Raw genomic sequence first — 12908 nt, forward strand, 5'->3', positions numbered from 1 at the left:
TCATGAAATTGTTACAACCTCGTCTCTCCCCGCTCAATCGTCTTCTTGTCGGATTGAGCACCCTGCTGATGTGCCTTATCAGTGTGTCAGCACAGGCTGCCACGGTTTACGCCAGTGTCAGCAAAAACAAAGTCGTCAAGAACGAAGTGTTCCAATTGACGGTGGTCAGTGATCAGAAAGCGTCCGGTGACGACCTTGATTTCAGCGCGCTGGACCAAGATTTCTTTATGAGTCGTCCGAGTTTCAGCTCATCCATGAACATCATCAATGGTAGCCGCAGCAACCGCAGCGAATGGACAGTGTCGTTGGCGGCCAATCGCCTCGGCGTGGTGACCATTCCAAGTTTTGAACTCCATGGCGCTAAAACACAGCCGATTGCGATTCAAGTGACGCAGGATGAACAAGCGCCCAGCAGTGACGATCTGGTTGAAGTTCGCAGCCAATTGTCGCGTTCGACGCTGTATCCAAACGAAAGTGCACTCTTTAAAGCACGTTTGATCATCAAAGCCGATCCACGCCGTTTGCAAGATCCGAAAATCGCGCCACCGACCATCGACGGCATGGAACTGAAAGCGGCGAGCGAGCCCAACCAATACCAAACCGTGATGGATGGCATTCAGGTCACGATTGTCGATCAAGATTTTCGCATTACCGCAAGCCAAGCGGGTGACTTCACCCTCACCGAACCGAGCCTGCAAGGCGCGCTGATCTACGGCAGCAGTTACAACGGCGGCACACGAATTCTGCCACTGAAAACCACGCCAAAGACCTACACCATTCATGTGGAACCCAAACCCGCCGACTATCAAGGCACTTGGCTTCCCACCAGCCAACTCACCTTGCGTGAGCAGTGGCTCGACAGTCAAGGCAAGCCGATTAGCGGCAGCCGCTACGCCACCAAAGTGGGCGATTCGATCACGCGTGAAGTGACCGTGCAAGTCACCGGTTTGACACAAGAACAACTGCCCAACATTCATCTCACCTACCCCGATTCGGTAAGGGTGTATGACGAAAAGCCGCAGTTTGCGACGCTCGATAACGGCGATGTCACCATGACGCTCAAACAAGTGCTGATCCCACGTCAAACGGGCGACATCACGCTGCCAAAGGTGGCGATGCAGTGGTGGGACACCGTCACCAAAGCGCAGAAAACCGCCAGCGCTGATGGCCTCACGTTGAGCGTGGCGGCAGGTGAACCGAGCACCGTGACCGCATCAACGCCGCTGCCTGCTGCACCCGCGCAAGTGCAAACGGTCACCGTCAACGATGCTGGATTTTGGCCTTACTTGACCGCGCTGTTTGCCCTGCTCTGGCTCCTCACGCTGGGGCTGGCTTGGCGCTGGAAATCCTCGTCCAGCGTGACGCAACAAGCGCCCGTTTCGCCTGCCGACCTGAGCGCCTATGCACAATTGCAACAAGCGTTGAAAAACGACGACGGCATTGCCATTTCACGCGCCCTCACGGTGTGGATGCAACAGGTCACGCTGACCGATGCAGAAACGGCGCAATTAACCTTGGCGCTGCACGAACTCAACCAAGCACGCTATTCCGCCCAGCCGAGCACCTATCGCAGCGGTGAACTGAAACGTGTGGTGAAAGCCATTGAACAGCAGCAGCTCAAACGTAAGAAACAAGTCAAATCACCGTTAGCCAATCTATGAACGTGATCTGACGCCTAACTCAACGCCGATGGTTTGGTCTACGCTGTCGGTGTTGAGTGGAAAGGAGACCAACATGACGCAATTCAACACCAAATCAGCGCTGACACTCGGCGTCAGCCTCTTACTGGGGCTCGGGCTGCTGGGCTACTTCGTGCAACAGGCGGCGGTGAAGTTCAAGGAATACGACCGTATCGTCACGGTCAAAGGCCTCTCCGAGCGAGAAGTGCCTGCCGACACCGTCATCTGGCCCATTCAGTTCACCTTGGCCGACAACGACCTGCCCAACCTATTGACCGCTTTGGATGCACAAACCCAACAGGTGATGCAGTTCCTGGCGCAGCAAGGTATCGATGCCGCCGCCATTTCGCTCTCGGCGCCGTCGGTCATCGACAAAAAAGCGCAGCAATACGGGGGCGAAGCGCGCATTGAATATCGCTATCTTGGCACGCAAACCGTCACCGTCTATAGCACGCACGTGGAATTGGTTCGCCAAGCCATCAGCCAAATCGGTCAATTGGGCAAACAAGGCATCGTGTTTAATCACGACAATTACAACAATAGAGTGGAATATCTGTTTTCTGGCTTGAACGACATCAAGCCGGCGATGATTGAAGAGGCGACCAAACAGGCGCGTGATGTGGCCGAGAAGTTTGCCTCTGATTCACAAAGCAGCCTCGGCAAAATAAAGCGCGCGACCCAAGGCCAGTTTTCGATAGTCGATCGCGACAACAACACGCCGTATGTGAAAAAAGTGCGCGTCGTGTCAACGGTCGAATATTTTTTGTCTGATTAATGACTTGCTGTCTGACGAATGCACTTCAGGCCTGTGCGTGGGTGCAGGCCGTTTGATGCGCCCCAACCACACGGTTACGCCCGCGATTTTTCGCGTCATACAAGGCTTTATCCGCCTGGGTGTACATTTGATCAAACTGAATTTCACTTGGCTGAATGCGCGCCACGGCAAAGCCAATCGACACCGTCAACCAGTCGCCATCAGGATTACAACCGTGCACAATCCGTTCATTCTCAACGCTGGCACGAATGCTCTCGGCCAAGGCTTCCACTTGCTGCGGTGAATGATCCGCCAGCAGCAAAATAAACTCTTCACCGCCAATACGGCAGAACCCTTCATCGTGCGCCGCCGTGTGCTGGCTGAGAATATTGCTGATACGCATCAACGCAATGTCCCCTTCCAAGTGGCCATATTGGTTGTTAAACAGACCAAAGTGGTCGATATCGAGCAGAATCACCCCAAAGTCGACACAGCACGCCTCACGACGTTCACACGTTTGTTCTAACAGATGAGTCAACATGCGGCGATTGCCTAGGCGAGTTAACGGGTCCATTTTGGCCAGCAGGTCGAGCTTCTCGTTGGCTTTTTGCAGATCGCGTGTGCGATTGCGCACCTCGCGCTCCAGATTCTCGTTCAGCTCGCTAATGGCCTGCTGCGCTTTGGCGCGCAGTAACACTTCGGTGAGGTTGGACGCAAACATGCGAATCACATCTCGCAACTGCGACGACAAAGGAGAACGACGAATCAGGTTGTCCGCCGCAATAAAGGCGATCGGTTTGCCTTTGTCGGCCAGCATGGTCATCGCAGTCCAACCAAAGCCGACAATACGGCTGTCGTGATAAATCGGCACTTGCTCTTTGAAGACCACATCGCTCGGGTGGCTGCGCGCCAACGCCACGATGTCGTTGTGTTCCACCGTTGAGCGAAAATAGGATTCATCCACAATGTTGCCCTGAATGTTGGTGCCCCAAGTCCCTTGCAGATAGGTGCACGCTTCATCGGTCAGAAACACCGCCATGCGATCAATGCCCATGCGGTTGATGGCAAACCCCACCGCTGATTTACACACATCGCTGACCGTCAAACAGCGTGACAATTCCACCATGCTGGCGTGCAACATACGCACGTTCTGCTCCTGACGTTTGCGAATGTAGATTTGCGCCAACAGCGACCCAAACGACTCCAGCATCTGTTTTTGATACGCATCGATCGGCTGACGATGCAGGAAGTTATCCATCGCGATCCAACCAAACACATCCTCGCCATCGCGCAGCAGCAACATGCCATTCCAACCTTGGCCAATCACCTGCCCCGCGGTATACAGCGGTGCATCGTCAATCACCACCAAGGTTGAATTGCCGTCGGCCATTGCGTCGAGATAGCGCGCTTCCAACTGATGTAAATCGTACTGGCTGTGATGTTCGCTGATGGTTTGGCCGTGTTCATCGGTGCCATAAGTACCAATGAAGCAGCGCTTTTTCATGTCGAGCAGAAAAAACGCCACGCGGTCAAAGCCCAAACGGTCACGCACCGCCTCCACCGCTGTGCGATGCAATGCATCCAAACTGTCGGGGTTCGCCAGTTCCAGCGTCAGTTGGTGTACCAGCTTCATGTTGTCGATAAAGGTTTCACGCTGGGTGATTTCATCGCGGTATTTGGCTTCACGAATGTCACGATGTTTGAACTCTTGCGCCGCATCCGATTCAGCGCGAATGCACTGCCAACGAGTTGCAATCAGGTGCAAACTATCCAGCTCGCCCTCATTGAGCATCTGCGTCACGCGATCCTCATCCACGGCTTGAATCAGTAAATAGCGGCGCCGCTCGGTATGGTCATCGAGCGTGAGTAGGTAGCTTTCGCCGCCCATCAAAGCACGATACTCCCAGCCACACGTATTAGTCGCCAGTGGAATGAGGCTATCAGACGTCTCGAATTGTGCCGCCCACGACCAAAATGTATCGGGGAACTCGCTTAACGGCGTCGCATCGCCGCACGCAAACAGTATTTCTGGGCGGTGTGATGAAGACGGCGCGTAGCAAATCGACATCGCACGCGGTGTGAGTAACGGTTGCAGAAATGCAAACGTCGCGTCAGCCAGCATCTGATCGTTGCGGCAGGAAGAGAGCGATTTCAGCAAAGTCCGAGAAAGCATAAAAAAGCCTGAAAGTGGAAGTCTTAACCAAGAGCTTAAAAAATCCACCCAAAGCTTCAATCATTCGCCGAAACCGATGTTAAGCACGCCGCAAATCAAGACCGCGAATTTTTGCATTCTGGAGCCAAACGGCATTTTTGGGATGTTGTTTCCAATTATTTTCATCCTCAGATCGCCCGTCATACGACAATCTCAGAAATAAGACAGGATAAATTCACACTTTTCGAGCCAAAGCAAATCATCGCTGGCTCAAACAATCGCTTGCCACGCATAATAGCGGGCACTGTTTGCGGAATCCTGTGTATGCTCAAAATCGTCTGGCTTTGCCTCTTTTCTCTGTTGAGTACCACCGCCTTCGCCGATGTAGAATTGGTGAAAGTGGACAAATCGAAACGTCGCATGTATCTCATCGACGACGGGCACGTGATCCGTGAATTTCGCATTGCGCTGGGAAAAGCCCCCAAAGGCCACAAACAGCAAGAGGGCGATCAACGCACGCCGGAAGGACGCTACTACCTCGACTTCATCACCGAGCACTCCAATTTTTATCGTTCGATGCACATCAGCTACCCTAACCTGCGCGATCAGCGCCACGCGGAAAGCTTGGGCGTTGACCCGGGCGGCGAAATTAAAATTCACGGCTTAAAGCTGGATTATCAAGGTCGCCCCGAGTTTATTCAGAGCTTTGACTGGACCAACGGCTGCATTGCCATCACCAATCAGGAAATGGATGAATTCCTGCGTTTGGTTAAAATTGGCACTCCCATTGAAATTCAATGGTAAAGCGAACGTCAACACGACGTCAGCCAAAGCCATTGTGTGATTCCTATTCACTTTCTCCGCCACAAAAACCACCACTAATCCTCTGATTGAGCTACAGTATTTGTTAACAACAGTTGCCAATGATGTGTTACAAAAGAACAACATCAAGAGGATCTCCCTCTGCACATCGATCATGTTTGGTTGTGTGGTGCACCCGCAAGACCGGTTCCTGTCACTGGACACTGGCCATTGCTGACGTCATGAAATGCACGACATGCCATGTTCAACAGGGAAAGGTTGAAGGGAATAATGCCTAAGCAAACGCCCCCCATTTACAAAACTCTGCTCAATGTTCTCTGGTTACCGCTGATCATTTTTGGTCTCGGTTATCTGGTCGCCACCTATCTGGATAGTCAACAACAGCAGCAAAACCGTCAGACCATTCAACGCGAGCTGGATGTGCGCCTCAAGCAAATCAGCGAAGGGGTGGTCGAACGCGTGACCCTCTACCAATACGGCATTCGCGGCGTGCGGGGCGCGGTCATGACCGCGGGGCTAGACAACTTCGATTACGATCAAATGCAAACCTACACCCAAACGCGTGACTACCCGTTGGAGTTTCCCGGCGCGCGGGGGTTTGGCTTGATTCGCTTTATTCTTCCCGATCAAAAAAACGCATTTGTTACCAAAGCCGCGGCGGAGCGTCCGGATCAACATTATGACATTCGCACCCTCACGCCGCACAACGACAGCCTGTTTTTGATTCAATACATTGAACCAGAAAATCGTAACCGAGAAGCCGTCGGGCTCGACATCGGTTCGGAATCGATGCGACGTGATGCGGCGCTTAACGCAGCGCGTTATAACGAAGTGCGCCTCACCGCCCCGATCACACTGGTACAAGCGAGTAAAAAAACCAAACAGGGCTTTTTGATTCTGATGCCGATTTACCAGCACAACGACGTGCCGGCACGCATCGACCAGCGTTTACAAGAACTGACAGGCTGGAGTTATGCCCCGATTCTGATTGATGAAGTGCTCAGCTCGGTGTCTGGGCTCAAAGACGATGTCTCCCTGAGCATTGCGGATGTCACCAACGGCGCGCCGCAGCCGTTTTTCTCACGCGGTACCAATGAAGCCGATACCCCCTATCAAACCCAGCAAATTATCTGGCTGTTTGGCCGTGACTGGGCGCTGAACCTGACCGCCAAACAGAGTTTTGTCGATTCGCTGCCGTTGCCGCCGAATGAGTATATTTATCGCGAAATTCTTGGCAGTACCTTGGTGATTATGTTGATCGTCTTCAGCTTGCAACTGGTCACCACGCGTCGCGCGCAAGCCGCGAAGCATGAAGCGGAACTGGCGCTTGCCACCGAACAAGCGCTGAAAGAGGCCAACGCCAAGCTTGAACAACAAGTTGCCGAGCGCACCGAAGCGATGGCGCAGATCAACGCCATGCAGCGCACCATTCTCAGCAGCGCCGGTTACGCCATCATCGCTTCCGACCTTGATGGCATCATTACCGTGTTTAACCCGTCGGCAGAAAAACTCTTGGGCTACACCGCCGCCGAAATGGTCGGCGTGTGCACCCCGTCCCGCTTCCATCTGATGGAAGAAGTGGCCACACGCGCCAAGCAATTGTCCCAAGAGCTGGGCGAAACCATTCACCCCGGTTTCGATGTGTTTGTCGCCAAAGCGCGCCTTGGTTTTGTCGACATCACCCGCTGGACCTACGTGCATAAAAATGGCCATCATATTCCGATTCGCCTGATCGTCAGTTGCCTATTGGATGACCATCAAGAACCGGTGGGTTACCTAGGCATCGCTTACGACTTAACCGAAACTTTGCAGCGTGAAAAAGAGCTGGCAGAAGCCAAGGAACTGGCTGAGCAAGCCAACCGCGCTAAATCCGACTTTTTGGCCAACATGAGCCACGAACTGCGCACGCCGATGAATGCCATTCTCGGTTTGCTGCAAATTGCACAGAATACCGATCTCAACAAACAGCAGCGTGATTACCTCAACAAGACGCAAAATGCCGCGCAATCGCTGCTGGTGCTGCTCAACGACATCCTTGATTTCTCCAAAGTTGAAGCGGGCAAAATGGAGATTGAGCAGCAACCCTTTTCTCTGCCCGAACTGATGCATGAAACCGGCATTCTGCTCTCCTCCAACCTGCAGCATAAGCATCTGGAGATCATTTATCAGATTGATGAAGACGTGCCGACGTACCTGATTGGCGATAGCTTGCGTCTGCGTCAGATCCTGCTCAATTTAGCGGGCAACGCGATCAAATTCACCGAAGCCGGTGAAGTCAAAGTATCGATCCAAACCGAATCTCACAACGGCGATCGCTGCGTGCTGCGCATCACGGTCTCCGATACCGGCATTGGCATGACCGAAGAGCAACAGCGCATCGTGTTCCAAGGCTTTAGCCAAGCAGAATCCTCCATCAGTCGCCGCTATGGCGGCACGGGGCTTGGACTTTCCATTGTGAAGCACTTGGTCGGCTTAATGGAAGGCAGCGTGCAAGTGAAAAGTGAGCAAGGTGTGGGCAGTGAATTTAGCTTTACCGTCAACCTTGGCTGCGTTGATGAGGAGCGTCAACCCGAGCCCAGTGCGGAATTACCCAACGGCCTTCAAGTCCTGATCGTGGAAGACAACAACACCGCGCGCCTGATTTTCGACGATCTGTTGCAACGCTTGGGTTGCCATGTCACCGCGGTTGCCGATGCCGAACACGCCCTCGACACCATTGAACAAGCAGATGCCAATGGCCAGCCATTTGATCTGCTGTTTATCGACTGGAAACTGCCCGGGATGGACGGCCTGAGCCTGACCCAATCAGTGCGCCACGGCATGGCGCTGAGTAAAACGCCGTTGGTGGTGATGGCGACTGCGTTTGGCCGTGAGCTGTTGGATGAGCACTTGGAAGAGACCCAGTCACTGCTCGATGCGCTGTTGGTGAAACCAGTCACGCCCGACATGGTGAAAAATACCTTGCTGGATGTGGTCAACAATCGCAATCAGCCACGCGATGAGCAACTCGGCTACAGAGCACAATCGCAAGCGCTGTTAGGCTTGAAACTGCTCTTGGTGGAAGACAATCCGACCAATCGCTTGGTCGCCACCGAACTGCTCAGCCAGCAAGGGGCCACCATTGTCGAAGCGGAAAGTGGCGTGGAAGCGTTGGCGGCACTCGACCAACAGGAATTTTCGCTGGTCTTGATGGATGTGCAGATGCCGGATATGGATGGTTACGAAACCACGCGGCGCATTCGCCAAATGGCACATTTTGCCGACCTGCCGATTCTGGCCATGACCGCCAATGCCATGCCAGAAGACAAGGTGGCGTGTCTGAATGCCGGCATGAACGATCACATCGCCAAACCCTTCCACATTGGTGAAGTGGTCGAAAAAATCCTGCAATACACCAGCGCCGTGCAGCAAGAAGCGCCTTCGGTCGCAGCCGAAGAGACGCAGTCGGCGCGCCCGTTACAAGCGATTGCATACGGAGAGACCCATCATATTGATGTGACAACCGCCATTGAACGCCTTGGCGATCGCAGCATTTACGCACGCGTTGTGCAGCAATTTGCCGATGACATTCAGCAGGCGATTCCACAATTTCAGCAACCCCAGCTCCCCGCGAAAACGGCGCGTTTGCTGTATCACAGCCTGAAAAGTGGCGCGGCCAGTTGTGGGCTGGCCTCTCTGGCGAAAAAACTGCAACAGGCCGAGCAATACTGCGCGCAAGATCCCGACAGTGTCATCGCACGCAACAGCAGTTTGCTGGCGGAGGTCTTGGTGGCACATTCTCGCTTGCGCAACCTGCATGACTTGCTGCTCGCCGACCACGCCGACTCAAATCACCCTGACACCACTGGGGTTAAATTTTCTGAACTGGATTCAAAAATCGAGCAACTTTTCCATTGTTTGAAGACATCGAACATGGCTGCAATGAGTTTATTTGATGAAATTCATGAACAACTTCAATATATTGATGCATATCAGACAGAGGAACTGTCTACGCATATGCAGAATCTGGCATTCGAACAAGCCGCTGCAATTTTAGGACAAATCAAAACGAAAAAAGGCTTAGCCGATGCATCATAACTCTTTTTCTCCAGAGTTAATGGCAGAACCCAAATTCACCGTGTTAGTGGTCGATGATCAGCCCACCAATATTCAGTTGATCTACCAGTTACTGAAAAAAGAGTACGATGTTCTGATGGCCACCTCCGGCCAACAAGCGCTCGCGGTCTGCCGCGAACACAAACCGGATCTGATTTTGATGGATGTGTTGATGCCAGACATGAACGGCTGGGACACCTGTCAAACCCTCAAACGCGATCCGGACATCGCCACCATTCCGGTCATTTTCGTCACCGCCCTCACCGATCAAGACGATGAGAATGCCTGTTGGGATGCGGGCGCGGTCGATTTTCTACAAAAACCGATCAACGCCAATACACTCAAGCACCGCGTGCGTGCGCACCTGACCTTAAAGCATCAATCCGATTTGCTGCGCTCACTGGCTTATGTCGATGGCCTGACGGGGGTGAGTTCACGCCGCCATTTTGATCAGTACCTCGACACGCAACTGGGCCATGCCTTTCGTAAACAGGAAAGCTTGGGCGTGCTGTTAATCGACATCGACTTTTTCAAGCAGTACAACGATCGCTACGGCCATATCGCCGGAGATGACGCATTGCGCCAAGTCGCGCAAAACCTGAAACAGAGCTGCCTGCGTTCTACGGATCTCGTGGCACGTTATGGCGGTGAAGAGTTTGTGATGGTGCTGCCCGATACCGACGAAGCGGGGCTGGCGCACATTGCCCAGCGCATCAAACATCAACTTGAACAGCAGGCAATCGCGCACACCGGTTCGCCAACTGCGCTACTCACCGTCAGCGCGGGCGGCGCGATTTATTGGCCGGGAGAGCAACCGGGCAGCACCGAAGCGATGTTGATGCTCGCCGACACCATGCTCTACAAAGCCAAAGCGCAAGGACGCAATCAAAGCTGCGTCGAAGCGCTTCAGCTCAAATAACGCCCTGCGAAATAGCGGACAGAAAACGGCCCCCCAGCCTAGCTGGGGGGCTCTAGACAAAAAAGAGCCACGACAAGGCGTGGCTCTCGGTGACCGTGATGCGGTGATGCAACTCAGGCAATCCATTCATCTAGCGACGAGCGGGTCAGCATCAATCCAGCACGTAAGCCCGGACGAACGCCGCTATTCGGGAAGATCAGCCATTCCTTTTCCTGCTGAACTCGGTATTCCGTGTCCCCATCTTGCGCCAGCAGTTCACCCCGTTCAAATGCGGTAAAGTTCTCGACGCTTTCGGCGAAATTGAGCCTGAACGCTTCCGACCGTTTCGTCAGTTCCTGACTCACTTTGTACACCGGCATCGCCTCGGCGCTGTGATCCGGCGTGACTTCATCGCTGACCAGCGCTTGCAACCCCTGCTCGATACCGACAAACTGGCTGAGGTCGTTTTCGCCAAACGGTAATGCTTTCCCCAGTTCCAAGGTGCAGCTGTCTGCGCCGCATTGTTGGCTGGAGAAGTAGCTGAACGTCGCTGCAGGTGCATGGTTGATCACCAGCGCTTCGAGGCCCACACGGCGCAGCCATTCGAGGGTGTCTGCCGGATATTTGCCACAGTCGACATGCGGCATCAGACCAAAGCGAACATGGAACGATGGTTTGCGCGCGGTGTGCAGGTCAAAGTGCACACGTTGCGTCTCTGGCTCAGCCTGATAAAAGGTGCTAACCAGCGTTTCAATCAGCGCGGCGCGACGGGTTTCGTCACACGGCTCATAATTATGATGCTTGCCACTGAACAGGCGGTTCATGTCCACATCCAGATAGCGTTCACCACTGCGCAGCGCCGGCAGATTCCCCAGAATTACCAGCAAGCGTACCGCCAGTTTGCGCTCGCCACTGAGCAGATCCTGCACCAGTTGCGCCACAATCTCGACCGGTGCCGTTTCGTTGCCGTGAATACCGGCAGAGATCACGACACTCTTGTCGCACGCCGCTTTCGACGTGAATTCAATCACGCCGGGCGCGCTACGCTGCCAATGTAGCGCTGGTGTTTCACCAGACTGCGGGGAATAAACATCCCCCGCCAATGTTTCGTGCAGAAATTGCATCATCGCAACCTCTTAGCGCTGGAACGGATAAATTGAACCCAGACCCATGATCTGCGTCAGCTCGTCCAGTGCAGTGCGGTTTTCCACCAGCAATTGTGGGTCTGCCAAATCCGCCTCGGTCAGACGATCACGGTAGTGTTTCTCAACCCACTGCGTCAGGGACAGATACAAGCCATCGTTCATCAGGGCTTTGGGGTTCGCCGCACGCAGTTCGTCGTCGTTTAAGACCACACGCAGACGCAAACACGCAGGACCACCGCCGTTGCACATGCTTTCACGCAGGTCGAACACTTTCACTTCGTTGATCGGGCCGCCGCTGGTCACCAGTTCATTGAGGTACGTCCACACGCGCTCGTTCTTGCGTGACTCTTCCGGGACCACAATCATCATGCGACCGTCGGCTTTGGTCAGCAGTTGGCTGTTAAACAGGTACGTACCGACCGCATCTTCCACCGACACTTTCGCTGACGGTACTTCAATTGGGGTGAATTCACAGTCAAAACGGCCCAATTTGTGGCGAATTTCGTCAAACACTTGCGCTTGATGAATAAACGCTTCCTGATGGTGGAACAGCACCGGACCATTGCTCACCGCGATCACGTCATTGTGGAACACACCTTGGTCGATCACCTCCGGATTCTGTTGCAGGAACACAGTTTGCGATTCATCCAGTTGATGCAGACGCGCCACCGCTTCACTTGCTTCACGGGTTTGACGCGCCGGGAATTTCTGTGGTTCAACCTGACCACCAAACGCCTGACGACCGTAAACAAACACTTCCACCCCCTGCTCGCCGTAGCTGCGGCACAGGCGGTTGTGATTCGCAGCGCCTTCGTCGCCCATCAGCGCTTGCTGAGGCAGCGCCGCGTGGTGCGCAAAGTGGTTTGCATCGGCAAAAATCGCCTGCAGCGCATTGCCAGTGGTGATGTCTTCAATCGAGCGGTGGAACTTGTTGTTCAAGTTCGCCACGGTAAAGTGCACTTTGCGATCCGCCGTGTCGGCTGACGGTGACACCGTCGCCGCGTTTGCGACCCACATGGAAGAAGCCGAGCTTACATTCGCCAGCAGTTGCGGCGCTTTCTTCGCCGCCTGCGCAATCACTTCAGCATCGGTACCCGTGAAGCCCAGTTTACGCAGCGTGTGCACACATGGACGTTCTTGGGGTGGCAGTACGCCTTGTTTGAACCCCATGTCGGACAGGGTTTTCATCTTTTGCAGACCTTGCAGCGCCGCCACTTTCGGGTTTGCGACCGCATTTTTGTTGGAAGTCGAGGCCACGTTGCCAAACGACAGACCGGCATAGTTGTGCGTTAAACCGACGAGACCATCGAAGTTCACTTCATACGCTTGTTTCACTGACATAGGGGAATACTCCTTCTCGCCT

8 protein-coding genes are annotated in these 12908 nt (G+C 53.9%); 5 read left to right on the top strand and 3 right to left on the bottom strand.

Features of this window, described 5'->3' with window-relative positions; all coding sequences use genetic code 11:
- Positions 1-2 precede the first annotated feature (2 nt).
- Positions 3-1661 (top strand): BatD family protein, encoded by a 1659-nt coding sequence (locus VFA_RS12155; protein WP_232281711.1) that lies wholly within the window; start codon positions 3-5, stop codon positions 1659-1661.
- A gap of 73 nt (positions 1662-1734) precedes the next feature.
- Positions 1735-2454: an SIMPL domain-containing protein gene (locus VFA_RS12160; protein WP_004727131.1), complete on the top strand. Its 720-nt coding sequence runs from the start codon at positions 1735-1737 to the stop codon at positions 2452-2454.
- 25 nt (positions 2455-2479) lie between these two features.
- Here VFA_RS12160 and VFA_RS12165 read toward each other — a convergent pair whose 3' ends face one another.
- A complete protein-coding gene (locus VFA_RS12165) occupies positions 2480-4606 on the bottom strand; it encodes a GGDEF domain-containing protein (RefSeq protein ID WP_038151687.1) in 2127 nt (708 codons plus the stop codon).
- 303 nt (positions 4607-4909) lie between these two features.
- On the opposite strand from VFA_RS12165, the gene VFA_RS12170 reads away from it, so the two are divergent.
- The 3 genes from VFA_RS12170 (at position 4910) to VFA_RS12180 (ending at position 10421) form a co-directional block, all read left to right on the top strand.
- On the top strand, positions 4910-5389 hold the full coding sequence (locus VFA_RS12170) for a L,D-transpeptidase family protein (protein WP_004727133.1): 480 nt from the start codon (positions 4910-4912) through the stop codon (positions 5387-5389).
- 288 nt (positions 5390-5677) lie between these two features.
- Complete coding sequence (locus VFA_RS12175) at positions 5678-9484, top strand: response regulator (RefSeq protein WP_004727134.1); 3807 nt, start codon at positions 5678-5680, stop codon at positions 9482-9484.
- Positions 9474-10421 (top strand): diguanylate cyclase, encoded by a 948-nt coding sequence (locus VFA_RS12180; protein ID WP_038151690.1) that lies wholly within the window; start codon positions 9474-9476, stop codon positions 10419-10421. Before VFA_RS12175 ends, VFA_RS12180 begins: the two co-directional genes overlap by 11 nt.
- A gap of 113 nt (positions 10422-10534) precedes the next feature.
- On the opposite strand, the gene astE is transcribed toward VFA_RS12180, so the two are convergent.
- Positions 10535-11527 (bottom strand): succinylglutamate desuccinylase, encoded by a 993-nt coding sequence (gene astE / locus VFA_RS12185; RefSeq protein WP_004727136.1) that lies wholly within the window; start codon positions 11525-11527, stop codon positions 10535-10537.
- Between the two features lie 9 nt (positions 11528-11536).
- Positions 11537-12886, bottom strand: coding sequence for an N-succinylarginine dihydrolase (gene astB, locus VFA_RS12190; RefSeq protein WP_004727137.1), 1350 nt, complete (start codon positions 12884-12886; stop codon positions 11537-11539).
- Between the last annotated feature and the right edge of the window lie 22 nt (positions 12887-12908).

Source organism: Vibrio furnissii CIP 102972 (assembly GCF_000176175.1).
Taxonomy (GTDB): domain Bacteria; phylum Pseudomonadota; class Gammaproteobacteria; order Enterobacterales; family Vibrionaceae; genus Vibrio; species Vibrio furnissii.

Coding starts and splice junctions, on each gene's coding strand:
- VFA_RS12175 (WP_004727134.1), top strand. CDS start 5,678: ATGCCTAAGCAAACGCCCCCCATTTACAAAACTCTGCTCAATGTTCTC.
- astB (WP_004727137.1), bottom strand. CDS start 12,886: ATGTCAGTGAAACAAGCGTATGAAGTGAACTTCGATGGTCTCGTCGGT.
- VFA_RS12165 (WP_038151687.1), bottom strand. CDS start 4,606: ATGCTTTCTCGGACTTTGCTGAAATCGCTCTCTTCCTGCCGCAACGAT.
- VFA_RS12170 (WP_004727133.1), top strand. CDS start 4,910: ATGCTCAAAATCGTCTGGCTTTGCCTCTTTTCTCTGTTGAGTACCACC.
- astE (WP_004727136.1), bottom strand. CDS start 11,527: ATGATGCAATTTCTGCACGAAACATTGGCGGGGGATGTTTATTCCCCG.
- VFA_RS12155 (WP_232281711.1), top strand. CDS start 3: ATGAAATTGTTACAACCTCGTCTCTCCCCGCTCAATCGTCTTCTTGTC.
- VFA_RS12180 (WP_038151690.1), top strand. CDS start 9,474: ATGCATCATAACTCTTTTTCTCCAGAGTTAATGGCAGAACCCAAATTC.
- VFA_RS12160 (WP_004727131.1), top strand. CDS start 1,735: ATGACGCAATTCAACACCAAATCAGCGCTGACACTCGGCGTCAGCCTC.